The organism is Leifsonia poae (assembly GCF_050632865.1).
GTDB lineage: Bacteria > Actinomycetota > Actinomycetes > Actinomycetales > Microbacteriaceae > Leifsonia > Leifsonia poae_B.
Window position 1 is genome coordinate 282,942 of record NZ_JBODSA010000001.1, and the last position, 25,610, is coordinate 308,551.

Here is a 25,610-nt window from a genome sequence, read left to right on the forward strand (position 1 = left end):
CATGACAACCACCACCCTGATCCGTGAATCCCTCCTCGACGCTGCGGCGATCATGCTGCCCGTCCACTGCGCCGGCTGCGGCACGTCCGACCGGACGCTGTGCCACGAGTGCGACGCGGCCCTGCGGCCGGTGCTGCGGCTCGACACGGTCGGCGACGTCCCGGTCTGGTCGGCGCTCCCGTACGAAGGTGTGGCCCGTCGTGTGCTGCTCGCCTACAAGGACAAGGGACGGGTCGACCTCGCGCGGGCCCTCGCGCACGTGCTGCGCGCGGCGATCGCCGAGGCGCAGCGGACGTCCCTCCGGTCGAGCGACGGCACCGCCCTCCTCCCGGTCCTGGTCCCATCCACCCGGGCGGCCTGGCGCGCCCGCGGCTACCATCCGACCGGGTCGGTGCTGGCCCGGGCGCACATGCTGGTGCCGCCGCTCTGGAAGGCGCTGCGCCTGGCGCGGCAGACGGCCGACCAGGCCGGGCTGTCGGCGGTGGACCGATCGGACAACCGGGCAGGGAGCATGCGGGCGTCTCCGCGCCTTTCGGGACGGGACTGCCTGATCGTCGACGACATCCTCACCTCGGGCGCCACGATCGCAGAAGCGGCTCGCGCCATCCGTGCGGCGGGCGGACGCGTGACAGGTGCGGTAGCCATCGCGCGGACGCCGCTCCGCGGTGGGAGCGATGCTCAGCGAGCGTCCAGCGGACGCACCGGAAATGCGTCAGGTTCGACGGTTTCGCTTCCGGAGCGGGCGCACTACGGTAGTCGAAAAGGCGCGAGCGATCCGCCCTTCGTGAACCGGGCGGACATCGCGCCGGATCAGGGAGGTCTCCATGGACATCAACATCATCGGACGCAACCTGGGCATCACTGATCGTTTCCGGGAGTACGCCACCGAGAAATCGGAGAAGGTCGCACACCTGGCCGAACGGGCCATCTCGTTCGAGATCAAAGTGAGTCGTCACAACGAGAAGCTGGGCAATCCGAGCGGCGACGACCGCGTGGAGCTCACTCTCGTCGGGCCCAGGGCGGTGGTGAGATCCGAGGCGACGGGCCAGGACAAATACGCGGCCTTCGACATCGCGCTCGGCAAGCTCTTGGAGAGAGTGCGCCGCGCGAAGGATCGCCGCAAGGTCCACCGCGGACAGCACCGGCCGACCTCGCTGCGCGAGGCCAGCACCGACGGCTTCAGCGCGGTCGGTCTGGCGGCGGCTCCGGTCGCCGTGCTCGACCAGGTCCGCACCGGCGCAACGCCGGCCGCATCCGATGACGTGGCGGAGACCGCGGAGACGGAGGAGGAGTACTGCCCTGTCGTCATCCGCAAGAAGGTCTTCGCGTCCATCCCCATGACCGTCGACGACGCGCTCTACTACATGGAGCTCGTCGGCCACGACTTCTATCTGTTCGTCGACCAGGAGACCCAGCGTCCGAGCGTCGTCTACCGCCGCAAGGGGTGGGACTACGGCGTGATCTCGCTCGACGAGGAGGCCGAAGAGCTGCAGGAGGTCGCCACCGCGGCGCGCAAACTCGGCTGAGTCGCGATCCCGTGCCGATGGCGGCCGCCCGGGCGGCGGTCGCCATCGGCGCTCTCGTGCCGGGCCGTGGGTCAGTCGAAGGCCCTCACCACTACCCGTGCGGCGTCGGCGATGAGGGCGTTGTCGTATTTCGCCTCGGGATCGGTCTTGCGTGAAAAGACCACCATCACGATCGGCGCCCGGCCGGGAGGCGTCACCACCGCGATGTCGTTGCGGGTGCCGTAGGACGCGGCTCCGGACTTGTCGGAGACCGCCCAGTCGTTCGGCACGCCGGCGCGGATGAGTGGGTCGCCGGTCGCGTTGCCCGTCATGTCCTCCAGAAGGATCGCGCGGTTCTTCTCCGACAGAGCACTCCCTAAGGTGAACGACCGCAGATCCGCGGCAAGTGCGCGCGGCGTGCTCGTGTCGCGGTGGTCACCCGGGATCGCCTGGTTGAGGTCGGGCTCCGTCCGGTCCACTTCGGTGACCGTGTCGCCGAGGGCTCGCAGCCTCTTCTCGAGCTCGGCAGGTCCGCCGAGCCGACGGAAAAGGAGATTCGCGGCCGTGTTGTCGCTCTTCTGGAGAGCGGCGGCGATCACCTCGCGCAATGGAAGACCGTCGGCCACGTGCTTCTCCGTGACGGGGAGTAGGTCACCAGCTCGTCGGCCGAGTACCGCACAGTGGCCTCCAACTCGGCATCCGTGGCCGTCGCGAGCACCGCTCCCGCCAGCAGCGCCTTGGACGTCGACGCATACGCGAAGCGCTCGTCCGCGCGGAAGGCGATGTCGCGCCCGCTGCCCGTATCCACGGCGTACACACCCAGGGTCGCCTGGTACCGCTGCTCGAGACCGCGGAACGCCCGGTCGGACGTCTCGGTCTGTCGTGACTCCGAGGTCTGGGTCGTGGTCGAGGCCGAAGGCTCCTGCGGCACTGCTCCTGAGGGTTGCGTGCAGCCGGTGAGCAGCGCCGCGAGAGCGAGACCGAGGGCGGTCGCGCGGATGCGGGCGGTCGGCATGGGAGAAGGGCCTTTCTGCGGATCGAATCCCGGCAGGACTCCACAGCATGTCATGCCGCCCTGACTCGAACCGGGCAGAGGCGGCTATTGCGGCCATCCCCGTCTTGGCGTGGCGGACGACTCTCCCTGAACCTGAAACCTCGTGTTACAGACCTGGAGGATACGGTGGATCGGAAGAGAGCGGGCCGGGCGGGAGGGGCCTTCGCCGGCTTCGTCGGCCTGAGCGTGGTGGCCGGTCTTCTGGTCACCGTCGCCGTCACCCCGGCGATCGCGATGACCGGGCTCGCGACCAGCAGCGGCATCGGCTTGTTCGACGGTCTTCCGGAGTACCTGAACGTCGATCAACTCGCTCAGCCGACCACGATCTACGCGAAGAACGGCGACCAGGATGTCCCCCTGGCGACCTTCTACTCCCAGAACCGCCTCCCGGTCCCTTCCAGAGCGATCTCGGTAGCTGTCAAGGATGCGGCGATCGCCGGTGAGGACCCGCGCTTCTACAGCCACGGTGGTGTCGACATCCAGGGCACCGTCCGCGGTGTGCTCTCGACGGTCGCGGGTGGTGGGGTGCAGGGTGGTTCTTCGATCACTCAGCAGTATGTGAAGAACGTGCTGCTGCAGAAGTGCGAAGCGCTCCCGGTGAAGACGAAGGAGCAGAAGGCCAAGTATCAGGAGTGCGTGACCGACTCCACCGGTGTCTCCCCGGACCGCAAGGTCAAGGAGATGAAGTACGCGATCGGTGTGGAGAAGAAGTACAGCAAGGACCAGATCCTGGTCGGGTATCTGAACATCGCCGGGTTCGGCGGTTCGGTGTACGGCATCGAGGCGGCGGCGAAGTACTACTACAACACCAGCGCGGCTGCGTTGACGCCGGCGCAGGCGGCCAGCCTGATCGCGATCGTGAACGAGCCGACCAGTCTGAAGATCGACGACCCGGAGTCCAAGAGCAACGGTGCCGCGAACGGGTACGCGAAGAACAAAGAGCGCCGGGACTACATCCTGGGCAAGATGTACCAGTACAAGAAGCTCACCAAGGCGCAGTACCAGGAGGCGGTCAAGACGCCGATCCAGCCGGTGATCACCCGGTCGGAGCGCGGCTGCCAGACCGCGGGCGGGTCGGCGTACTTCTGCGACTACGTGCAGAAGACCATCCTCAACGACCCCGCCTTCGGCGCCGACAAGGACACCCGCGCCTCCAACCTCAACCGCGGCGGCTACAAGATCTACACCAGCCTCGACCTCCAGCTCCAGCAGGTGGCGGAGCAGACCATCCAGTCGTACGTGCCTCGATCGTACGACCGTGCCGACATCGGCGGCGTGCTCACCGGCGTGCAGCCCGGCACGGGCCGTGTCCTGTACATGGCGCAGAACAAGAGATACAGCCAGGACCCTGAGGTGCTGGCGGATCCGGAATACACCTCCATCAATTACGCCACCGACCAGAAGTACGGCGGTTCGGGCGGCTTCCAGGTGGGATCGACGTACAAGGTGTTCACCCTGGCCGAATGGCTCAAGCAAGGTCATACGCTTCGAGAACCGGTCAACGCCAACATCCGCACGTACACCAGCTTCCGCAACAGCTGCGATGGCGACTGGTCCGGGAGCTACCGCCCCGTCAACGATGCACCGGGCGAGGAGGGCATCCGTAGCGCGAAGAGCGCGACGACGCTGTCCATCAACACCGCCTTCGTCCGGATGGCCAGCGAACTGGACCTGTGCGAGATCCGTCGGACCGCGGAGGACTTCGGAGTCCACACGGCGAAGGGCGAACCGCTCGACACGAACCCGTCGGCCGTCCTCGGCACCAACTACATCGCGCCGCTGACCATGGCGACGGCGTTCGCCGGCATCGCCAATGACGGGCTCACGTGCTCGCCGATCGCCATCGACCGGATTCTGGACGCGAACGGCACGGAGGTGAAACCGCCGGCGAGCCGCTGCGTCCAGTCGGTCACCCCGTCCGTCGCCCGCACGATGGCCAAGGCGCTGCAGGGCCCACTGCAGAGCGGGGGCACGGCGTCCGGGATGAACCGGACCGGCACGGACATGCTCGGGAAGACCGGAACGACCGAGTACAACGATCACCTCTGGCTGGTGGCGGCGACGACCAAGGTCGCCGGCGCGTACTGGGTGGGCAACGTCCAAGGTCACGTCGACTTCCGCCGGGTCTACCCGACGCACGGCACCTCTCCGGCCGCCGCGCGGGTCGCCGTGATGCGCACGATGATGAGCGCGGCCGTCGACAAGTACGGCGGCGACGACTTCCCGGAGCCGCCGGCACTGCGCGAGCCGGCTCCTGAGCCGTCGGCGGAGACGGAGACCCCGACCCCCACGCCGACTCCGAGCCCCACCCCGACCGGCACGCCGGGTCCCGTCCCCTCCGAGGTTCGTGGACGCACCGCGAGCCCCGTCCCGACGCGGGGACGATGAGATGTCCTCGAGCCGGCACTCGGCGCCCTCTCAGGCATCGCCTGCCGAACGCGAGGGCTGAACAAGTAGCATGTCCCTAGCGTCGGTGGAGTCTGCCGTCGACGCGCGCCCGCCGGGGCGCCGGGTCATGGGCCCGAACCGAGCAAAAGTGGAGTGCATCAGTGGCCTCAGTTCTTGAAAAGGTCCTTCGTGTCGGCGAGGGCCGAACCCTCCGTCGGCTGGAGGCGTACGCGAAAGCGGTCAACGCCCTCGAAGACGACTTCAGCGAACTCACCGACGAAGAGCTCGCGCACGAGACGGTCGAGCTGCGCGAGCGCTACGGCAACGGCGAATCGCTCGACGACCTCCTGCCGGAGGCGTTCGCGGCGGTCCGCGAGGCGGCCAAGCGCACGCTCGGGATGCGGCACTTCGACGTGCAGATCATGGGTGGCGCCGCCCTCCACCTCGGCAACATCGCCGAGATGAAGACCGGTGAGGGCAAGACCCTGGTCGCGACGACCGCCGCGTACCTGAACGCGATCGCCAGCCGCGGCGTGCACGTCGTCACGGTGAACGACTACCTGGCGAGCTACCAGTCGGAGCTCATGGGACGCGTCTTCCGCGCCCTGGGCATGTCGACCGGCGTGATCCTCGCCGGCCAGACGCCGGAGGAGCGCCGCGAGATGTACGCGGCCGACATCACCTACGGCACGAACAACGAGTTCGGCTTCGACTACCTGCGCGACAACATGGCGTGGCAGGCGAGCGACATGGTGCAGCGCGGCCACTTCTTCGCGATCGTCGACGAGGTCGACTCGATCCTCATCGACGAGGCCCGCACGCCGCTCATCATCTCGGGCCCGTCGTCCGGCGAGGCCAACCGATGGTTCAACGAGTTCGCGAATCTCGCCAAGCGCCTCACCCCCGAGGTCGACTACGAGGTGGACGAGAAGAAGCGCACCGTCGGCGTGCTCGAGCCCGGCATCGAGAAGGTCGAGGACTACCTCGGCATCGACAACCTCTACGAGTCGGCGAACACTCCGCTGATCTCGTTCCTCAACAACGCGATCAAGGCCAACGCCCTGTTCAAGCGCGACAAGGACTACGTCGTGATGAACGGAGAGGTGCTGATCGTCGACGAGCACACCGGCCGCATCCTGGTCGGCCGTCGCTACAACGAGGGCATCCACCAGGCGATCGAGGCGAAGGAGGGGGTCGAGGTCAAGGCCGAGAACCAGACCCTCGCAACGGTCACGCTGCAGAACTACTTCCGCCTCTACAAGAAGCTGTCCGGCATGACCGGTACCGCCGAGACCGAGGCGGCCGAGTTCATGAGCACCTACAAGCTCGGCGTCGTCCCCATTCCCACCAACAAGCCGATGCAGCGCATCGACCAGTCCGATCTCGTCTACAAGAACGAGAAGGCGAAGTTCGACCAGGTCGTCGAAGACATCGCCAAGCGGCACGAGAAGGGCCAGCCTGTCCTGGTCGGCACCACCTCGGTCGAGAAGAGCGAGTACCTGTCGCGCTTGCTCGCCAAGAAGGGCGTGCGCCACGAGGTTCTGAACGCGAAGAACCACGCCCGTGAGGCGGCGATCGTCGCCCAGGCGGGCCGCCTCGGCGCGGTCACGGTGGCCACCAACATGGCCGGCCGTGGAACCGACATCATGCTCGGCGGCAACTCCGAGTTCATCGCGGTCGCCGAGATGAACGCCCGCGGTCTGTCGCCGGTCGAGACGCCCGACGAGTACGAGGCCGCGTGGGAAGAGGTCTTCGAGAACGTCAAGGCGCAGGTCGCCGAAGAGGCCGAGAAGGTCATCGCGGCCGGCGGTCTCTACGTGCTCGGCACCGAGCGCCACGAGTCGCGCCGCATCGACAACCAGTTGCGCGGACGGTCCGGCCGTCAGGGCGACCCGGGCGAGAGCCGCTTCTACCTGTCGCTGACCGACGATCTGATGCGTCTGTTCAACGCGGGCGCCGCCGAGAGCCTGATGGGCCGCAGCAGCGTCCCCGACGACATGGCCATCGAGTCCAAGGTCGTCAGCCGCGCCATCCGCAGCGCCCAGTCGCAGGTCGAGGCGCGCAACGCCGAGATCCGCAAGAACGTGCTCAAGTACGACGACGTCCTCAACCGGCAGCGTGAGGCGATCTACAGCGACCGCCGCCACATCCTCGAGGGCGACGACCTGCACGAGCGCGTGCAGCAGTTCCTCACCGACGTCATCGACGACATCCTCGACCAGCACACCGGCGAGGGCAGCGGAGACGACTGGGATTTCGACGCGCTCTGGGCCGAGCTCAAGACGCTGTACCCGGTCAGCGTCAGCATCGACGAGGTCATCGCGGAGGCGGGCAACAAGGGCCGGATCAACCGCGACTTCATGCGCCGCGAAATCCTCTCCGACGCCAAGATCGCCTACCAGCGCCGCGAGGAGTCGCTGGGTTCGCCCGCGATGCGCGAGCTGGAGCGCCGCGTGGTCCTGTCGGTGATCGACCGACGCTGGCGCGACCACCTCTACGAGATGGACTACCTGAAGGACGGCATCGGCCTGCGCGCCATGGCGCAGCGCGACCCGCTGGTCGAGTACCAGCGCGAGGGCTTCGCGATGTTCCAGCAGATGATGGGCGCGATCCGCGAGGAGACCATCGGCTTCCTGTTCAACCTGGAGGTGGAGGTCAATCAGGCCCCCGGCGAGGTGGAGCAGCCCGCCGTCGCCGCCAAGGGCCTCACCCGCGGCGAGGGCGACACCGCGCTCAGCTACTCCGCGCCGGCCGAGCAGGGCGGCGTGGAGGTGCGCAACCAGCGCGGCCAGGTCGAGCAGGCCGCGACGGCCCGCGCGCAGCGCGCCCAGCAGCAGCAGCAGGCCGCGCCCGCGGCCCCGGCGCAGGGAGCGACGCAGCGCGGCGCCTTCGGGCAGCGCGTGGAGGAGTCGGCCGACGACGCGCCCTCGAACCGCGCAGAGCGCCGCGCCCAGGCCAAGAAGCGCTAGCCCGCGGCGCTGAGCGCGCGCTCAGACGACACGACGACGGCGGCCCCTTGGGGCCGCCGTTCGTCGTTCCGCCGTCCTCCGGGTCACAGCACGTTGATGGTGGTCGCGCGCCACCGGGCACGGTGCCGCTCCAAGCGCATCGCGACAGCGCGCGAGCGGCCCTGCTGATGCACCAGCACCACCGCCTCCACCACCCCGTCCGACGGCCGGCTCAGGCGCGGGTCGCCGATCCGCATGCGGGGTCGCAGTGCATCCTCAGACGACAGGGCGCGGGCTCGCGCCGCTAGCACCGTCCGGCGCAGCAGGTGGACGTAGACCGCGTCGCTGACCCACGGGCTGATCTGGTCGAGCGGTCTGGCGCCGGCGAGGATTTCGATCACGCAGCGGGCGAGGTTGGAGCACAGCGTGCCGGGGTCGGGGTCGCTGAGGTCCCAGGCGCGGATCGGCGGGACGGCCTGCCGGGTGGGGGTCTCCGGGGCCACGAGGGTCATGGTGGGGGCGAGTGCGGGGGCGAGTGCGAGGTGGTGCATGAGTCTTCCAATTACGAGTGTCGGTGGTCCATGTTCTACTGGACCTGTGATATGTCCGATGCCTCACTCAAGCAGGGGAGCGCCGGGTCGGTCCAGGGCATATGTGCCCTGTGGAGAACCGCGGGAAGCGGTCAGCGGACGCCGCTTAGGATGGGGTGGTGTCGACGCTCAGTGATCTCGTCCATGCCCACGGCCGCTCCTCGGAGGCCGATGTCGAGTGGCTGCACGGGCTGGTGGGGGACTGGCAGCTGCTCGCCGACCTCGCCTTCGCCGACATCGTCCTGTGGGTCCCGACCGCCGACGACGACTTCGTAGCCGTCGCGCACGCGCGTCCGTCGTCCGCGGCGACGCTCTTCTACCGAGACTTCGTCGGCCAGCGCATCAAGCCCGAGTGGCGGCAGCAGGTCACCGACGCCTACTCGTCCAAGCAGATCATCGACACGTCGGCGCCGGACTGGTTCGAGGAGACGCCCACCCGCGTCCGCGCCGTCCCCGTCATCCGCCGGCTCTCGGTCCACTCGCCCGAGACCGCAGACGAGCCCGTGGCCGTCATCACGCGCCACACAAATCTGAGCGAGGCCCGCACGCCGAGCCGCCAGGAGCTCACCTTCAACGAGTGCGCCAACGACCTCTTCAACATGATCGCGACGGGCGACTTCCCCGACCTCGGCGCTCCTGCCGCTCCACGCCGCGGCGCCCCTCGAGCGGCTGACGGCCTCATCCGCCTCGATGTGGACGGCATCACGACCTTCGCCAGCCCGAACGCGCTCAGCGCGTTCAACCGCATGGGCTTCACCGACGAACTCGAGGGCGAGTCCCTGGCGGCGGTGACGACCGGCCTGCTGACCGGCACGATCACGACCGACGAGTCCCTTCCGCTCGTCGTCACCGGCCGCGCCCCTGGCGCACCGACATCGAGGCGCGGGGCGTCACCGTATCCCTGCGGGCCATCCCGATCCGCAACCGCGGGGAGCGCGTCGGCGCGATCGTCCTGTGCCGCGATGTCTCCGAGCAGCGCCACCAGGAGCGCGAGCTCATCACAAAGGATGCGACGATCCGCGAGATCCACCACCGCGTCAAGAACAACCTCCAGACCGTGGCGTCGCTGCTGCGCATCCAGGCGCGACGCACGCACTCGGAGGAGGCGCGCGAAGCCCTCAGCCAAGCGATGCGCCGCGTGGCCGCTATCGCGGTGGTGCACGACACCCTATCCACCGGCCTCGCCCAGATCGTCGACTTCGACGACGTGTTCGACCGGGTGCTGCTGCTCGTGGCCGAGGTCGCGGCCAGCCACACCACGACCGTCCACCCCAAGAAGACGGGCAAGTTCGGCCAGCTGCCGTCGGAGTACGCCACCCCGCTCGCGCTGGCGCTCACCGAGCTCGTCACCAATGCCGTCGAGCACGGCCTCGCCGGCCGGGAGGGCCAGGTCGAGATCATCGCCAAGCGGTCGGACGACTCGCTCACGGTGAAGGTCGTCGACAACGGCTCCGGGCTCCCGGAGGGCAAGGTGGGCTCGGGTCTGGGCACGCAGATCGTGCGGACGCTGATCCAGGGCGAGCTCGGCGGAGCGATCGACTGGCACACGCTGATGGGCCAGGGCACCGAGGTGACCATCGAGATCCCGCTGCGCTACCTCGCCAAGCTCTGACGCCACCCGGGCGTCAGGGGCGCGGGCCGCAGCGGGCACAGAAAAGCCGAGGGGCGCTCAGTGCTAGGTGTGTGAGCGCCGCCTCGGCGTTGTCGTACGCGCGGAATTCGGGTCCGCGCCGACGGTGTGGTGCTGTGCAGCCGGCCTCAGGAGGCGCGGCGGGCCCGGGCGGCGCGGCGCTTGAGGGCGCGGCGCTCATCCTCGGAGAGACCGCCCCAGACGCCCGAATCCTGACCGGTCTCGAGGGCGTACTGCAGGCAGATCTCGGTCACGGTGCAACGCGCGCAGACCGCCTTGGCCTTGTCGATCTGGTCCACCGCGGGCCCGGTGTTTCCCACCGGGAAGAAGAGCTCGGGGTCTGCGGTGAGGCAGGCGGCTTTGTCGCGCCAATCCATGAAGATGTGCTCCTTGTTTACTGGGGTCTCTGGCCCGAGGGGACCATAGAATGCAGGTAAGCAGTCGAGCTACAGGGTGCATAGATCCGTGGGGAATCAGACCTGCCCACGACCCTGTGAGCGTTAACTCGACCGCTGAATATGCTCCCATAGCGCTTATCCCGAATCAATAGTTTTGTATGGGATAACGCTGAGAACACGAGCCGGAAACGTCAGGATGCTATAGTGCTCGACCCTCAGAACGCCCCCGCGCCCACCGCGCCGGCCCGCCCCGCGCTGCTTCTGGTGCTCGCCGTGATCGTGGGTCTGGAGGCCCTGCTGGTCACCGGCGTGGCCGTGTGGCTGCTCATCGAACTGCTCACCCAGCGGCCCGAGTCGTACCCGTCGGCGGTCGCGATCACGATCCTCGGCTTTCTCGCCGCAGCCTGGGCCATCGCCACTTTCGTGGGCCTTCTCCGCCGCCGCAGCTGGGCGCGCGCGTCGGCGCTCACCATCCAGATCCTCCAGCTGGCCGTCGCGGTGGGGTGCTTCCAAGGCCTGTTCGCGCGTCCCGATCTCGGCTGGGCACTCCTGGTTCCGGCCGTCGTCGCCGGCGTCCTCGCGATCACCCCGGCGGTCGTGCGCGCCACCGGTCGCAACACGGAGCAACACGAATAGACCGGGACCGGGAACAAGCCGCAGACTCGGATGGTTATGTCCGACATCGTGACCGATATCTCCACACAGACCTCCGCTTCCCCTGAGACCGTCGACAGCGCCCGCGAGGGCTGGGACGCCTGGCGCGAGAGCCGCCTCCGCGGCGTGACCTCGCCCACCGGCAATCTCGCGCTGATCGAGACCCGCTGGCTCCCCGCCGGCGACGAGACCACCCTCGAGGAGGCGCGGGCCGGGCACTCGGACACCGTCGCGGCGACCGAGCTCAGCCGCACCAGCCTGGAGACCGGCGAGACCGAGCGCGGCATCCGCCTCTGGGACGCCGCATCGCCGGCCATCCGCGCCTTCCAGGGGATCGAGGTCTTCCCGTTCGACCCGAGCTGGGTCATCGAGGCGACGTTCACACCCGTCGCGGACGATCGCACCATCCCGTTCGAGCACATCCGGGACAACGGCCTCACCCGCGACCTCGTCGTCCCGGGCGACATCCGCTTCGAGCGCGACGGCGTCGAGTACACGCTGAGCGCCTTCGACGACGGCGGCACCCTGCTCCTCGTCTTCGGCGACCCGAGCAACGGGGCCGAGGGCGACGACGGCACGTACGCCTCCGGACGCTTCCTGTTCGTCCAGCTCGACGGCGACCGCGCCGTGCTCGACTTCAACCGCGCGTTCGTCCCGCCGTGCGGTTTCTCGGACCAGTACAACTGTCCGCTGCCGCCGCGCAACAACCGCTTCCCCGTCGCGGTCACTGCAGGGGAGAAGCGCGTCATCTTCGACGCAGCCTTCCAGCACTGACCCGCTCCACGCATCACCCCTTCACACCCCACAGCACCCCCACAGCACTGGAGAACCCGTGAGAAAGTCCACCCTGTTCGCGACGCTCGCCGTCGGTGTCACCGCCGCCCTGGCGCTGGCCGGCTGCGCGGGCGGCTCGTCGTCCTCCGCGGGCGGCGGCGAAGCCTCCATCGCGATCGGCTCGCTCTATGAGCCGGTCAACCTCGACAACACCGCCGGCGGCGGCCAGGGCGTCACCGAGGCGCTGAACGGCAACGTCTACGAGGGCCTGTTCAAGCTCACCGACGACGGCAAGGTCGAGCCGCTGCTCGCCACGAAGTACACGACCAGCGAGGACGGCCTGACCTACACGTTCACGCTGCGCGACGGCGTGAAGTTCCACTCCGGCAAGGCGCTCACCAGCGCCGACGTGAAGCGCAGCATCGAGCGCGTCACGGCCGACGACTCGCAGTCCGCCCGCAAGTCGCAACTGGCCGTCATCTCCGACATCGCGACGCCCGACGACAAGACCGTGAAGATCACGCTGAAGTCGCGTTCCATCTCGCTGCCCTACAACCTCAGCTACGTCTGGATCTACGGCCCCGGCACGAAGAACTACAAGACCGCCGAGGACGGCACCGGCCCGTACACGCTGGGCACCTGGAAGCGCGGCAGCTCGCTCAGCCTCGAGCGCTGGAGCGGCTACTGGGGCGACAAGGCCAAGAACAAGGAGGTGGAGTTCGACTACTTCACCGACGCGTCCGCCCTGTCCAACGCCCTGACGACCAAGCAGGTCGACATCGTGACGAGCATCCAGAGCCCGGACGCCCTGGGCACCTTCAAGGACAACAAGGACTACACGATCTCCGACGGCAAGTCGACGACCAAGGAGCTCCTGGCGTTCAACGACAAGGTCGCGCCCTTCAACAACACCGAGGTGCGCAAGGCGGTCTACTCGGCCATCGACACCAAGAAGCTGCTGAACTCCATCTGGGGCGACTACGGCACGCTGATCGGCTCGATGGTGCCGCCGAGCGACCCCTGGTACGAAGACCTCACCAAGGTGAACCCGTACGACGTCAACCTGGCCAAGAAAGAGCTGGCCGAGGCCGGTTTCGCGAACGGCTTCACCTTCACGCTGGACACCCCGACCTACGACCCGCACCCCGCGGTGGCGGAGTTCCTGAAGAGCGAGCTCGCCAAGGTCGGCATCACGGTGAACATCAACTCCATCTCGGCCGACGAGTGGTACACGAAGGTGTTCAAGAACCACGACTTCACGGCGACGCTGCAGGAGCACGTCAACGACCGTGACGTGGTCTGGTACGGCAACCCCGACTTCTACTGGGGCTACGACAACCCGCAGGTGACGAAGTGGGTGGACGAGGCCGAGCAGGCCACCACCACGGCGGAGCAGACGGCGAAGCTGAAGCAGGTCAACGAGCAGATCGCGAAGGATGCGGCCAGCGCCTGGCTGTACCTCTATCCGCAGATCGTCGTGGCCGACAGCAACGTCACCGGTTACCCGGTGAACGGCCTGAACTCGCAGTTCTTCGCCTACGACATCGTCAAGAAGTAACCACTCCGCGTTATCCACAGATGCTCGGGGAGCCGGTCGGCCGGTTCCCCGAGCATCTACGCTGAAAGCACCATGGCTCTCTACCTCGTCCGCCGCACCGCGTTCCTCGTGGTGTCGCTGCTGCTGGCCATGGTCGTGCTCTTCTTCCTGCTCCGGGTGCTCCCGGGCGACCCGTCCAACGCGCTGCTGTCGGTCGGCGCCACCAAGGAGCAGATCGCGGCGGCGCAGCGGCAGGTCGGCAGCGATCAGCCGCTGCTGCAGCAGTTCTTCTCGTGGTTCGGCAGCCTCCTCACCCTCAACCTGGGGGAGTCGTTCATCAGCTCCCTGCCGGTCGGTCCCGAAATCGCGGCGCGGCTGTCGGTGACGGTGCCGCTGACCCTGCTCTCGTTCGGGCTCGCGCTCGTGCTCGCCCTGCCGATCGGCTTCGTGGCCGCGTGGAAGGCCGACCGCTGGTACGGGGTGGCGCTGTCCGCGTTCTCGCAGCTGGGCATCGCCGTGCCGGTGTTCTGGGTCGGCATCCTGCTCGTGGATGTGTTCGCCATCACCCTGGGGTGGTTCCCGTCGGGCGGGTTCCCGCGCGACGACTGGGAGGACCCTTCCGCCGCGCTCACCTCGCTCGCGCTGCCGGTGGTGACGATCGCGATCGTGATGAGCGCGTCCATCTCCCGCTATGTGCGCAGTGCGACGCTGGATGTGATCGGCAGCGACTACCTGCGCAACGCCCGCGCACTCGGGTCGGGCTTCTCGCGGGCGATGTGGCGTCATGGTGTCCGCAATGGCGCCGTCCCGGTCATCTCGGTGCTCGGCATCGAGCTGGCCACCACGTTCCTCGGCGCGGTCGTCGTCGAGAGCGTGTTCACCCTTCCCGGGCTCGGGAGCATGCTGCTGAAGGCGATCGAGCAGCACGACTATCCGAACATCCAGGGCATCCTTTTCGTCTCGACGCTGCTGGTGCTGATCGTCGGGTTCCTCGCCGACATCGCGCAGCGGCTCGTCGACCCGCGGCTGCGCCGCAGCATCTCGGGGAACGCATGAGCGCGATCGTGGAGCAGGCGACCGAGGCGGCCGCGCCGGAGCCGGCGGGGCGCCCCCGGCGTCGCGTCCGGCGCTCGGTGAGCCTCGGCATCGGACTGACCCTGGTCGGGCTCGTCGTCATCGTCGCCGTCGTCTCTTTCGCCTGGCTGCCGTACGCGCAGTCCGACACCTCCGGAACGCGCCTCGAGCAGCCGAGCGGCGCCCACTGGCTCGGAACGGACCGCTTCGGCCGCGACCTGCTGACCCAGCTCATGATCGGCGCGCGCATCGCGCTCGCCGTGGGGCTCGGGTCTGTCGTGATCGGCGCCCTCGTCGGCATCACGCTCGGCCTCCTCGCGGCGTTCGCGACCAAGTGGGTGGACGACACGCTGTCGGCCGTCCTCGACATCCTGATCGCGTTCCCGACGCTGCTGCTCGCGATGCTCATCGTCGCGGCCCAGGGCGCCTCGCTCGGCACGGCGATCGTCGCGATCGGCCTGGCCATGTCGGCGGTGGTCGCGCGGCTGACGCGCGTGCTGGCCAAGCGGGTGCTCGCGCAGCAGTACGTGACGGCGGCGCGCACCTCCGGCACGTCGTGGTGGGGCATCATCGCCCGGCACATCCTGCCGAACATCTGGCCGACCCTGAGCGTCAGCCTCGCGCTGCAGTTCGGCGTCGCCGTCCTCGCCGAGGCGAGCCTGTCGTACCTGGGGCTGGGCGCGCCGCCCCCCAACGCCTCGTGGGGCCGCATGCTGCAGGAGGCGCAGGGCACCGTCTCGACGGCGCCGGTCGGCGCGATCGCGCCGGGCGTGGCGCTCGTGGTCCTGGTGATCGGGGTCAACCTCGTGGCCGACGGGCTGCGGGATGTGGCCGACCCGACGCGGAGGAGGTCGCGATGAGCGGGCAGGACGTGCTGCTGGAGGTGCGCGGGCTGTCCGTCGCGACGCGAGACGGAGTGCCGCTCGTGAACGACGTGTCGTTCGACCTGCGGGCCGGTGAGCGGCTGAGCCTGATCGGCGAGTCGGGGTCGGGCAAGTCCCTCACGTCCTTCGCGCTGACCGGGCTGCTCCCGGAGGGGCTGACGGCGAGGGGCAGCGTGCTGCTCGACGGCGTGCAGGTCGTCGGCGCACGCGAGCGCGACCTGGTGCCGCTGCGCGGCCGCGTCGCGTCCACGGTGTTCCAGGAGCCGCTGACAGCGCTCGACCCGCTCATGCGCCTCGGGCGCCAGGTCGCCGAACCGCTGCGCCGGCACCTCGGCCTGCGCGGCGACGCCCTCCAGCGGGCGGTGCTCGACGCCCTCGCCGAGGTGGGACTGCCGGAACCCGACCGCATCGCGCGCGCCTACTCGTGGGAGATCTCCGGCGGGCAGCGGCAGCGCGTCGCGATCGCCGCCGCACTCGCGTGCCGGCCGCAGCTGCTCATCGCCGACGAACCGACCACCGCCCTCGACGTGACGGTGCAGGCCGACGTCCTCGCGCTGCTGGAAGGGCTCGTGGCGGAGCGCGACATGGCGCTCCTCTTCGTGAGCCACGACCTCGCGGTGGTGTCCCGGATGGCGCAGCGCGCGATCGTGCTGCGCGGCGGCCGCATGGTCGAGGACGGTCCGCTCGACCGGCTGCTTTCCGCCCCGACGCACCCGTACACGGCCGAGCTCGTCCGCAGCGCCCGGGAGCTCGACGCCGCCCTGGAGGTGCGATGACGGCCATCCTCGAACTGCGCGACGCCGGGTTCCGGTACCGCCGTGCCGCGGCGCCGGCGCTGGACAGCGTCTCGTTCGCCGTCGAGCCCGGGCGGAGTCTCGGGCTGGTGGGGGAGTCCGGCGCCGGGAAGACCACCGCCCTGTCGCTGCTGCTCGGGCTCACGCGGCCGACCAGCGGCGTGGTGCTCTTCGACGGGCAGCCGCTCGACCCGCGAGACCGGCAGCAGCTCCGGCGCTTCCGACGCACGGTCCAGCCGGTGTTCCAGGATCCGTACTCGTCGCTCGATCCGCGGCAGAGCGTCGGGCGGATCGTGGGCGAGCCGTTGGCCTCGCTCGGCATCGCGAGCGGCGCCGACGAACGCGACCGCGTGGCCCAGGCGCTCGAGGAGGTCGCGCTTCCGGCGGACGCCGCCCGCCGCTACCCGCACGAGTTCTCCGGCGGTCAGCGGCAGCGCATCGCGATCGCGCGGGCGATCGTCTCGCGCCCGCGCGTGCTGCTGGCCGACGAACCGGTCAGCGCCCTGGACGTGACCACGCGCATCCAGATCATCGACCTGCTCGGCGAGCTCGCCGCACGCGAAGAGCTGACCGTGGTCATGGTGTCCCACGACCTCGGTGTGGTCGCCTCGCTCTGCGCCGAGACCGTGGTGCTGCAAGGCGGCCGCGTCGTGGAGCAGGGGGAGACGCGGACCGTCCTCGGCGCCCCGCGCGACCCGTACACGCAGCGCCTGCTGGCGTCCGTGCCGCGGCTGCCTGTCTAGTCTCTAGACAGGCGCATCACGCGTCACGCGTCGATCTTGAGCTTCTTGCGCAGCGCCGCGACGTGTCCGGTCGCCTTCACGTTGTACAGCGGAAGGCGGAGGGAACCGTCGGGGTCGACGACGAAGGTCGAACGGATGACGCCCTCGACGGTCTTGCCGTAGAGCTTCTTCTCGCCGTAGGCGCCGTACTCCTTGTGCACGGCGAGGTCTTCGTCCGACAGCAGCGGGAAGTTCAGGCCTTCCTGCTCCTGGAACTCCTTGTTGCGCGCCGGGGCGTCCTTCGAGATGCCGATCACCTGGTAGCCGGCCGACTTCAGCGAGTTGAGGTTGTCGCGGAAGTCGCAGGCCTCGGTCGTGCAGCCCGGCGTCATCGCGGCCGGGTAGAAGTACACGATCACGTTCTTCCCGGCGAAGTCGCCGAGCGAGACCTCCGAACCGTCCTGGTCGGTCAGCGTGAATGCGGGAGCCTGCTCGCCCGCCTGGAGTCGCACATCCGTCATGACTCCATTCTGGCAGCGAATGAGCGCGACGGAGGCAGCGGCCGTCAGCGCGCGAACGTCGCCAGCAGCCGCTGCAGCGAGTCGAGCCGTGCGCGTCCCGCTTCGCCGAGCCGGCCCTCCTCGACCGCCTCGATGATGGCGCAGTCCGGGGCGTCCGGGAGGTGCGTGCAGCCGCGCGGGCAGTCCTCGGCGATCGCGGCAAGGTCGGTGAACGCCTTCAGGATGCTGTCGGTGTTCACGTGCCCGAGGCCGAACGACCGCACGCCCGGTGTGTCGATGACCCAGCCGTGGTGCCCCGAGCCATCCTCGACCCGCAGCGACACGGTCGAGGACGACGTGTGACGCCCGCGTCCGGTCACCTCGTTGACGTGGCCGGTCGCGCGCCGGGCACCCGGGACGAGCGCGTTCACGAGGGTCGACTTGCCGACGCCCGAGTGCCCGACCACGACGGTGTCGTGGCCAACGAGGGCGGCGGCGATGTCGTGCACCGGGATGCTGTCCTGCCGGCTGGTGAACACCGGCAGGTCGAGACCGGCGAAGTTCTGGAGGAACGGTGCCGGATCGGCCAGGTCGGTCTTGGTGACGCAGAGCATCGGCTCGATGCCGGCGTCGTAGGCGGCGACGAGGTAGCGGTCGACCAGGCGGGTGCGCGGCTCGGGATTCGCGGCCGCGACCACGATCAGCATCTGGTCGGCGTTGGCGACGATGACGCGCTCGACCTCGTCGGTGTCGTCGGCGCTCCGGCGCAGCAGGGTGGTGCGCGGCTCCACGCGGACGATGCGGGCGAGCGTCCCCTCCTCACCCGTGGTGTCGCCGACGACGGCCACGCGGTCGCCGGTCACGATGGGATTGCGGCGCAGCTCGCTCGCTCGCGCAGCCGTCACCTGGCGTTCGTCGGGAGTGTCCTCGTCCAGCAGCACGGTGTACCGGCCGCGGTCGACGCCCAGCACGCGGGCGATCTCGGCGTCCGCGTGCTCGGGTCGCGTCTTGGTGCGCGGCCGGTTGCCCTTGGGATTCGGCCGGGTGCGGACGCTGGACTCGTCGTAGAGGTCGTCCTCGTCGTCCTCGTCGTCGTCATCCGCCCACCACGACATCTAGAGGCCGGCCCCGAGCATCCGGGCCCACAGCTGCGTGAACTGCGGCAGGGTCTTGGCGGTGGTGGCCACGTTCTCGATCTCGACGCCCTCGACGACCAGGCCGACGATCGCGCCGGCGGTCGCCATGCGGTGGTCCTCGTAGCTGCGCCAGACGCCGCCGTGCAGGGGGCGCGGCTCGATGCGCAGGCCGTCCTCCAGTTCGGTCACCGCGCCGCCGAGGCCGTTGATCTCCGCGGCGAGGGCGGCGAGACGGTCCGTCTCGTGGTGGCGGATGTGCCCGATCCCGGTGATCTCGCTCGGGCCGTCGGCCAGAGCCGCGATCGCCACCAGGGCCGGCGCGAGCTCGCCGCCGGTCGTCAGGTCGAGGGTGACGCCGTTCGGGCGCTCGGGGCCGGTGACCGTGAGGCGGTCGCCGTCGCGCGTTACGGTCGCGCCGAAGAGAGGGAGCAGGTCGGCGAGGTCGGCGCCCACCTGGGTGGTGGAGGCGGGCCAGCCGGTGATCGTGACGGTGCCGCCGGTCACCACAGCCGCGGCCAGGAACGGGGCGGCGTTGGACAGGTCGGGCTCGATGTCGACGTCGCGGGCCGCGATGGACCCCGGAGCGACGATCCAGCGGCCGGTCGACGGCGACTCGACGGTCACGCCGCGCTGGGCGAGGGCCGCGATGGTCATCTCGATGTGGGGGAGGCTCGGCAGGCGCTCGCCGGAGTGCGTGAGGTCGAGGCCGTTCTCGAAACGGCTCGCCGACAGCAGCAGAGCGCTGACGAACTGGCTGGAGCTGGACGCATCCACCTCGACGGCGCCGCCCGCCACGCGGCCCGTGCCGTGCACGGTGAAGGGAAGGGAGCCGCGACCGTCGTCGTTCACATCCACGCCGAGGGCACGGAGGGCGGCGATGATCGCGCCCATCGGACGGCCGCGGGCCGAGTCGTCGGCGTCGAACATCGTCGGGCCGAGGGCAAGCCCGGCGATCGGCGGGACGAAGCGCATGACCGTGCCGGCCTGGCCGCACTCGATTGTCGTGCTGCCGAGCAGTTCCTCGGCCGGGGTGACGAGCAGGTCCGCGCCGAACTCGCCGGCGCCGTCACGCTCCTGGATGCCGACCCCGAGGGCTCGCAGCGCCTCGACCATGTTCGCGCTGTCGCGCGAGTGCAGCGGCGAGCGGAGCAGCGACGGGCCGTCCGCCAGCGCAGCGAGCACCAGCTCCCGCGCCGTCAGCGACTTGGACCCGGGGAGGGACACGGTCGCGGACACCGGACCGCCCGCCACGGGGGCGGGCCACAGCGTGTTCGGCTCCTCCGAGCGGTTGTCGCCGTACGGGTCGAAATCGGGAGCGGAATATTTCGAGATCAGCATTGTTGTCCAGATTATCCGGGATCGCCCAAGAAAGGATCAGTCCATGACCGCCACCGCCCTGCTCGACGCTCCCCGCGTCGCTGTGCGGGCGACGGAACTAGACTGGCCGGTGATGAGCACCGAGACCACCGAGGACCAGGGCCACCTCTTCGAGGAGCAGGCCCTGCCCTTCATGGACCAGCTGTACGCGGCTGCGCTGCGGATGACCCGGAATCCGTCCGACGCGCAAGACCTCGTGCAGGAGACGTTCGTGAAGGCGTATGCGGCCTTCAACCAGTTCCAGCAGGGCACCAACCTGAAGGCCTGGCTGTACCGCATCCTCACCAACACGTTCATCAACACGTACCGCAAGAAGCAGCGCGAGCCCTACCAGGGGACGATCGACGAGCTCGAGGACTGGCAGCTGGGGGGCGCGGAGTCCATGTCCTCGTCCTCGAGCCGTTCGGCCGAGGCCGAGGCGATCGACCACCTGCCGGACAGCGCCGTCAAGGACGCGCTGCAGGCCATCCCGGAGGACTTCCGGCTGGCCGTGTACCTCGCCGATGTCGAGGGTTTCTCCTACCAGGAGATCGCCGACATCATGAAGACCCCGATCGGCACCGTGATGAGCCGCCTGCACCGCGGCCGTCGCATGCTCCGGGAGCTTCTGACCGACTACGCGCACGAGCGCGGACTCTCCGCCGTCCAGGAGGGTCGCGCCGTGCAGACCACCAGGAGCAAGAAATGACCGACTGCGGCTGCGAGAAGGCGAAGGCCGAGCTCGAGGAGTACCTGCGCAACGAACTGTGCAGCGAGGATGCTGCCGACGTGCGCGAGCACCTGGCGAACTGCTCAGGATGCTCCGACGAGGCGCACCTGAACGTCGTGCTCACCGAGGTGGTGCAGCGGGCGTGCAAGGAGACCGCGCCCGAGACGCTGCGCACCGAGGTGCTGCTGCGCATCCGGTCCTTCCAGGCGACCGCGCACTGAGCGCGGGAGGGCCGGCGCGCTAGGCCGCGCTACCCGACCCGACCTCGTGGAGGAAGAACAGCCCGCCGAGCGGGTCGGTGGCCTGCGCGAAGCGGCCGAACTCGCTGTCCCACGGATCGCGGATGACCGTCCCGCCCAACTCCACGACGCGCTGGGAGGCGGCAGCAGCGTCCGCCACGCCGAAGTAGACGACCCAGTGCGAAGGGACGCCCTCCGGCAGCATGCCGTTCGCGTCGAAGATCCCGCCGCTCGGTGACGCCGGGTCGCCGAAGGTCGAGTAGCGGAAGTCGGCCGTATCGCCGAGCACCTGCGTCTTCCAGCCGAAGACGCGCGTGTAGAAGTCGATCTGCGCGGCGAAGTCGCGCGCGTACAGCTCGTGCCACGAGATCCCGCCCACCTCGGCGACCAGCTCGTAGCCGCGGTGCTGTTCCGGGTCCCACAGGCCCACGACCGCGCCGCCCGGGTCCAGGATGACGGCGAGGCGGCCCTGGTCGCCGACGGTCATCGTCGGGGCGACCACCTGTGCACCGGCCTGGAGCGCCGCCTTCTCGGCTGTCTCGGCGTCCTCCACCAGGAGGTACGTCAGCCACGCGTCGCCACCCCCGCCGCCCATCACCGGGCCGAGGCCCGCGACCGCACGGCCGTCACGGCGGAACGTGATGTAGCCGCCGTACTCCTCGCCCGCCTCCTCCGCGGTCCAGCCGAACAGGCTGGTGTAGAAGTCGCGGGCCCGCGGGACATCGGTGGCGGCGTAGTCGACCCAGCAGGGCTCGCCGAGGCGGTGGTTGGTCACGACGGTCATGGTGCCAACCTAGCCGCCCCGGCGGGCCTGCGGCAGACCTAGAGGGTCAGCGCGCGCTGGATGAGGATCTGCTGCTCCTGCGCGTGGCGCTTGGCCGAACCGGCGGCGGGCGACGCCGACGGCGGGCGCGAGACGACGCCGAGCGGGCGCGGTCCGAGCTTCGAGGTCTCCAGGATCATGAACGGCCAGGCGCCCTGGTTCTCCGGCTCGTCCTGCACCCACACGAGCTCCGCGTTCGGGTAGGAGTCGACCACGGCCTTCAGCTCGTCGCCGGGGAGCGGGTAGAACTGCTCCACGCGCACCAGCGCGATCTCCGGGTTCGGGTTCTTCTCCAGCTCGTTGAGCAGGTCGTAGTAGAGCTTGCCGGCCATGAGCAGGACGCGCTTCACGGCGCCCTTGTCGGTGATTCGCTGGTCGTCGATCACCGGCTCGAAGCGGCCGTGCGTGAAGTCCTCGACGTTGCTCGACGCACCGCGGAGGCGGAGCATCGCCTTCGGGGTGAAGACGACGAGCGGACGGCGCGGGCGGGCGTAAGCCTGGCGGCGCAGGAGGTGGAAGTACGACGCCGGGGTCGACGGGCGCGCGACGGTCATGTTGTTCTCGGCGCAGAGCTGCAGGTACCGCTCGATGCGGGCGCTGGAGTGGTCCGGTCCCTGACCCTCGTAGCCGTGGGGGAGCAGCAGCACCAGCGACGAGCGCTGGCCCCACTTCTGCTCGGCCGAGGAGATGAACTCGTCGATGATGATCTGGGCGCCGTTGGCGAAGTCGCCGAACTGCGCCTCCCACAGCACCAGCGCGTCCGCACGCTCGACCGAGTAGCCGTACTCGAAGCCCATCGCGGCGTACTCGCTGAGGAGCGAGTCGTAGATCCAGAACTTGGCCTGGTTGTCGCTGAGGTTCGCCAGCGGCAGCCACTCCTGGCCGTTCACCCGGTCGTGCAGCACGGCGTGGCGCTGCACGAACGTGCCGCGGCGGGAGTCCTGACCGGCGAGGCGCACCGGGGTGCCCTCCACCAGCAGGGAGCCGAGGGCGAGCAGTTCGCCGAAGCCCCAGTCGATGCCGCCGTTGCGGCTCATCTCGCTGCGCTTGTTGAGCAGCTGCTGCAGCTTCGGGTGCACGGTGAAGCCGGCGGGCGGGTTGTTGAACGCGTCGCCGATCATGTGGATGACCTGCTCGCTCACCGCGGTGGTCTCCGGCTCGCCGACGTTGCCGTCGTCGCCGTGGTTCGGCTGCTCGAGGTCGCCCTCGTCGCCCGGGGTCAGCACCGGCGTCGGCGTGGTCTGCGCCGCGTGCGTCTCCATGAACGCGCGCTCCAGGCGCTCCTGGAAGTCCCGGTGCGCCTGCTCGTACTCCTCTTCGGTGATGTCGCCGCGTCCGACCAGCGCCTCGGTGTAGAGGCGGCGGACGGAGCGCTTCGCCTCGATGAGGCTGTACATCAGCGGCTGGGTCATCGAGGGGTCGTCGCCCTCGTTGTGGCCGCGGCGGCGGTAGCAGACGAGGTCGATGACCACGTCGCGCTTGAACTCCTGGCGGTAGGCGAAGGCGATCTCCGCGACGCGGACCACGGCCTCCGGGTCGTCGCCGTTCACGTGGAAGATCGGCGCCTGGATGGTCTTGGCCACGTCCGTCGAGTACACCGAGCTGCGGGCCTCCCCGGGGAGGTGGTGAAGCCGACCTGGTTGTTGATGTTGACGTGGATGGTGCCGCCGGTCTTGTAGGCGCGCAGCTGCGACATCTGCATCTGCTCGACCACGATGCCCTGGCCGGCCATGGCCGCGTCGCCGTGGATGAGGATCGGCAGCGTCAGGAAGGTGCCCGCCGGGCGGCGGTCCTGCTTGGCACGGACGATGCCCTCCAGGACGCCGTCGACGGCCTCGAGGTGCGACGGGTTCGCCGCGAGGTAGACCGGGATCTCCTCGCCGCCGGCGCCCTTGAAGGTGCCCTCGGTGCCCAGGTGGTACTTGACGTCGCCGGAGCCCTGAACGGTCTTCGGGTCCTGCGTGCCCTCGAACTCGCGGAAGATCTGGCCGTACGTCTTGCCGGCGATGTTCGTCAGCACGTTGAGCCGGCCGCGGTGGGCCATGCCGATCGCGACCTCGTCCATCCCGGCCTCGGCGGCGCCCTGAATGATCGCATCCAGCAGCGGGATGGTGGACTCGCCGCCCTCCAGGCTGAACCGCTTCTGCCCGACGTACTTGGTCTGCAAGAAGGTCTCGAACGCCTCGGCCTCGTTGAGCTTGCCCAGGATGCGCAGCTGCTCGTCGTGGTTCGGCTTCTCGTAGGGGCGCTCCAGCTTGTCCTGGAACCACTTGCGCTGGGCCGGGTCCTGGATGTGCATGTACTCGATGCCGACGGTGCGGCAGTAGGAGTCGCGCAGCACGCCGAGGATGTCGCGGAGCAGCATCTTGCGGCGGTCGCCGCCGAACTGGCCGGTGACGAACTCGCGGTCGAGGTCCCAGAAGGTCAGGCCGTGGTTCTCGATCTCGAGGTCGGGGTGGGTGCGCTGCTTGTACTCGAGCGGGTCGATGTCGGCCATCAGGTGGCCGCGCACGCGGTACGAGTTGATGAGCTCCTGGACGCGGGCGGTCTTGTCGACGGCGCTGGCCAGGTCGACCGCGATGTCCGGGTTCCAGTGGATCGGCATGTACGGGATGCGCAGCTCGGCGAAGATGTCCTCGTAGAAGTTGCGCTTGCCGATCAGCAGCTCGTGCACGATCTTCAGGAACTCGCCGGAGCCGGCGCCCTGGATGACGCGGTGGTCGTAGGTGCTGGTGAGCGTGATCGTCTTGCCGATGGCGAGGCCCGCCAGGGTCTTCTCGGCGGAGCCCTGGAACTCGGCCGGGTACTCGAGGGCACCGGCGCCGATGATCGCGCCCTGGCCCTTCATCAGGCGGGGCACGGAGTGGACCGTGCCGATGCCGCCCGGGTTGGTGAGCGAGATCGTCGTGCCGGCGAAGTCCGACGCCGCGAGCTTGTTGTTGCGGGCCTTGCTGACGAGCTCTTCATAGGCGGCGAGGTATTCGCCGAAGCGCATGGTGTCGGCGCGCTTGATGCTCGGCACGAGGAGGGCGCGGGTGCCGTCCGGCTTCGGGAGGTCGATCGCGATGCCGAGGTTGATGTGCGCCGGAGCGACGACCGACGGCTTGCCGTCGACCTCCTCGTAGTACACGTTCTGGCTCGGGAACTCCTTGAGCGCCTGGATGAGCGCCCAGCCGATCAGGTGGGTGAACGAGACCTTGCCGCCGCGGGCGCGCTTGAGGTGGTTGTTGATGACGATGCGGTTGTCGATCATCAGCTTGGCCGGGATGGTGCGGACGCTGGTCGCCGTCGGGACGGTGAGCGACGCGTCCATGTTGGTGGCCAGGGTCTTGGACATGCCGCGGAGCGGGTGACCTTGTCCTCTTCGGCCGCGTCGACCGTGGCGTTGGGCGCCGTCACGGGAGCATCGGCGGGGACGGGCGTCGGCTTCGGCGCGACGGACGTGGTGCGCGCGACGGGCTGCTGGCCGATCACCGGGATGGGAGTGGTGACGGGCTTCGGCTCGTTCGGATGCGGGGCGGGGGCGCCGCCCGCCGGGGGAGCCGGTGTCGTCGGCTCGGACGGGGTCGGCGCGGTCGGCTCGGCGGGGGAGGGCGCAAGCGGCTCCGACGGGGTCGGGGCCGTGGGCTCGGCAGGGGTCGGAGCAGGGGTCTCGTCCGGCGACGGGGTGGACTCGTCCTTTACGGCCGGGTGGTAGTTCTCGAGGATCGGCCACCACGACTTGTCGACCGAGTTCTTGTCGCGCACGAACTGCTCGTACAGCTCGTCGACGAGCCATTCGTTGGCTCCGAATTCGCCCGAGGATCCGTCTTCGGTTCCCACTCCGGTCAATTGGCTCGACACAGCCGATCGCCCACTCTCTCCGTTGATTTCT

At 69.2% G+C, this 25,610-nt stretch carries 19 protein-coding genes and 4 pseudogenes; 14 read left to right on the forward strand and 9 right to left on the reverse strand.

Features of this window, described 5'->3' with window-relative positions; genetic code table 11:
* Position 1 precedes the first annotated feature (1 nt).
* Together ACRAWB_RS01305 and hpf are read left to right on the forward strand one after the other, a co-directional pair.
* A complete protein-coding gene (locus ACRAWB_RS01305) occupies positions 2–865 on the forward strand; it encodes a ComF family protein (protein ID WP_431351710.1) in 864 nt (287 codons plus the stop codon).
* A complete protein-coding gene (gene hpf / locus ACRAWB_RS01310; RefSeq protein ID WP_431351711.1) occupies positions 825–1,526 on the forward strand; it encodes a ribosome hibernation-promoting factor, HPF/YfiA family in 702 nt (233 codons plus the stop codon). Before ACRAWB_RS01305 ends, hpf begins: the two co-directional genes overlap by 41 nt.
* 71 nt (positions 1,527–1,597) lie before the next feature.
* Here hpf and bla read toward each other — a convergent pair.
* A pseudogene (gene bla / locus ACRAWB_RS01315) lies at positions 1,598–2,520 on the reverse strand (class A beta-lactamase).
* 165 nt (positions 2,521–2,685) lie between these two features.
* On the opposite strand from bla, the gene ACRAWB_RS01320 reads away from it, so the two are divergent.
* Both ACRAWB_RS01320 and secA read left to right on the forward strand, forming a co-directional pair.
* Entirely contained in the window at positions 2,686–4,947 is a 2,262-nt protein-coding gene (locus ACRAWB_RS01320; protein ID WP_431351712.1) for a transglycosylase domain-containing protein, read from the forward strand.
* 161 nt (positions 4,948–5,108) lie between these two features.
* On the forward strand, positions 5,109–7,916 hold the full coding sequence (gene secA, locus ACRAWB_RS01325; RefSeq protein ID WP_431351713.1) for a preprotein translocase subunit SecA: 2,808 nt from the start codon (positions 5,109–5,111) through the stop codon (positions 7,914–7,916).
* 83 nt (positions 7,917–7,999) lie between these two features.
* Here the strand turns inward: secA and ACRAWB_RS01330 are convergent, their stop codons facing one another.
* On the reverse strand, positions 8,000–8,446 hold the full coding sequence (locus tag ACRAWB_RS01330) for an Rv3235 family protein (RefSeq protein ID WP_431351714.1): 447 nt from the start codon (positions 8,444–8,446) through the stop codon (positions 8,000–8,002).
* Between the two features lie 158 nt (positions 8,447–8,604).
* On the opposite strand from ACRAWB_RS01330, the pseudogene ACRAWB_RS01335 reads away from it, so the two are divergent.
* Positions 8,605–10,097: pseudogene (locus ACRAWB_RS01335) on the forward strand (sensor histidine kinase).
* A gap of 146 nt (positions 10,098–10,243) precedes the next feature.
* On the opposite strand, the gene ACRAWB_RS01340 reads toward ACRAWB_RS01335, so the two are convergent.
* The gene (locus ACRAWB_RS01340; RefSeq protein ID WP_018190103.1) at positions 10,244–10,492 is read right to left on the reverse strand and encodes a WhiB family transcriptional regulator; all 249 of its coding nucleotides are present in this window, start codon (positions 10,490–10,492) and stop codon (positions 10,244–10,246) included.
* 225 nt (positions 10,493–10,717) lie between these two features.
* Between ACRAWB_RS01340 and ACRAWB_RS01345 the strand changes: the two genes are divergently transcribed.
* The 7 genes from ACRAWB_RS01345 (at position 10,718) to ACRAWB_RS01375 (ending at position 16,973) form a co-directional block, all read left to right on the forward strand.
* A complete protein-coding gene (locus ACRAWB_RS01345; RefSeq protein ID WP_431351715.1) occupies positions 10,718–11,149 on the forward strand; it encodes a hypothetical protein in 432 nt (143 codons plus the stop codon).
* A gap of 36 nt (positions 11,150–11,185) precedes the next feature.
* Positions 11,186–11,941, forward strand: a complete 756-nt coding sequence (locus ACRAWB_RS01350; protein WP_431351716.1) for a DUF1684 domain-containing protein — start codon at positions 11,186–11,188, stop codon at positions 11,939–11,941.
* A 58-nt stretch (positions 11,942–11,999) separates the two neighbouring features.
* Positions 12,000–13,499: an ABC transporter substrate-binding protein gene (locus ACRAWB_RS01355; RefSeq protein ID WP_431351717.1), complete on the forward strand. Its 1,500-nt coding sequence runs from the start codon at positions 12,000–12,002 to the stop codon at positions 13,497–13,499.
* 72 nt (positions 13,500–13,571) lie between these two features.
* The gene (locus ACRAWB_RS01360; protein ID WP_431351718.1) at positions 13,572–14,534 is read left to right on the forward strand and encodes an ABC transporter permease; all 963 of its coding nucleotides are present in this window, start codon (positions 13,572–13,574) and stop codon (positions 14,532–14,534) included.
* The gene (locus ACRAWB_RS01365) at positions 14,531–15,412 is read left to right on the forward strand and encodes an ABC transporter permease (protein WP_431351719.1); all 882 of its coding nucleotides are present in this window, start codon (positions 14,531–14,533) and stop codon (positions 15,410–15,412) included. The genes ACRAWB_RS01360 and ACRAWB_RS01365 overlap by 4 nt, the downstream gene beginning before the upstream one ends.
* Positions 15,409–16,212 (forward strand): ABC transporter ATP-binding protein, encoded by an 804-nt coding sequence (locus tag ACRAWB_RS01370; RefSeq protein WP_431351720.1) that lies wholly within the window; start codon positions 15,409–15,411, stop codon positions 16,210–16,212. The genes ACRAWB_RS01365 and ACRAWB_RS01370 overlap by 4 nt, the downstream gene beginning before the upstream one ends.
* Positions 16,209–16,973: an ABC transporter ATP-binding protein gene (locus tag ACRAWB_RS01375; protein WP_431351721.1), complete on the forward strand. Its 765-nt coding sequence runs from the start codon at positions 16,209–16,211 to the stop codon at positions 16,971–16,973. Before ACRAWB_RS01370 ends, ACRAWB_RS01375 begins: the two co-directional genes overlap by 4 nt.
* Before the next feature lie 23 nt (positions 16,974–16,996).
* On the opposite strand, the gene bcp is transcribed toward ACRAWB_RS01375, so the two are convergent.
* From bcp to aroA, 3 genes are read right to left on the reverse strand one after another with little or no spacing between them, the layout of a single operon-like run.
* On the reverse strand, positions 16,997–17,473 hold the full coding sequence (gene bcp, locus ACRAWB_RS01380) for a thioredoxin-dependent thiol peroxidase (RefSeq protein WP_431351722.1): 477 nt from the start codon (positions 17,471–17,473) through the stop codon (positions 16,997–16,999).
* A 44-nt stretch (positions 17,474–17,517) separates the two neighbouring features.
* On the reverse strand, positions 17,518–18,567 hold the full coding sequence (gene rsgA / locus ACRAWB_RS01385; RefSeq protein ID WP_431351723.1) for a ribosome small subunit-dependent GTPase A: 1,050 nt from the start codon (positions 18,565–18,567) through the stop codon (positions 17,518–17,520).
* Positions 18,568–19,926, reverse strand: a complete 1,359-nt coding sequence (gene aroA / locus ACRAWB_RS01390; protein ID WP_431351724.1) for a 3-phosphoshikimate 1-carboxyvinyltransferase — start codon at positions 19,924–19,926, stop codon at positions 18,568–18,570.
* A gap of 43 nt (positions 19,927–19,969) precedes the next feature.
* On the opposite strand from aroA, the gene ACRAWB_RS01395 reads away from it, so the two are divergent.
* Positions 19,970–20,653 (forward strand): sigma-70 family RNA polymerase sigma factor, encoded by a 684-nt coding sequence (locus ACRAWB_RS01395; protein WP_431351725.1) that lies wholly within the window; start codon positions 19,970–19,972, stop codon positions 20,651–20,653.
* Positions 20,650–20,895 carry a zf-HC2 domain-containing protein gene (locus ACRAWB_RS01400; protein WP_064111200.1) on the forward strand — a complete coding sequence of 82 codons (246 nt, stop codon included), beginning with the start codon at positions 20,650–20,652 and terminating at the stop codon, positions 20,893–20,895. Before ACRAWB_RS01395 ends, ACRAWB_RS01400 begins: the two co-directional genes overlap by 4 nt.
* A 19-nt stretch (positions 20,896–20,914) precedes the next feature.
* Here the strand turns inward: ACRAWB_RS01400 and ACRAWB_RS01405 are convergent, their stop codons facing one another.
* The 3 genes and pseudogenes from ACRAWB_RS01405 to ACRAWB_RS01415 all read right to left on the reverse strand — a co-directional run.
* On the reverse strand, positions 20,915–21,697 hold the full coding sequence (locus ACRAWB_RS01405) for a VOC family protein (protein ID WP_431351726.1): 783 nt from the start codon (positions 21,695–21,697) through the stop codon (positions 20,915–20,917).
* Positions 21,698–21,735: 38 nt separating this feature from the next.
* Positions 21,736–25,514: pseudogene (locus ACRAWB_RS01410) on the reverse strand (multifunctional oxoglutarate decarboxylase/oxoglutarate dehydrogenase thiamine pyrophosphate-binding subunit/dihydrolipoyllysine-residue succinyltransferase subunit).
* Positions 25,475–25,579: pseudogene (locus ACRAWB_RS01415) on the reverse strand (hypothetical protein); the annotation flags it as partial. The pseudogenes ACRAWB_RS01415 and ACRAWB_RS01410, both read right to left, overlap by 40 nt.
* Positions 25,580–25,610: the final 31 nt, after the last annotated feature.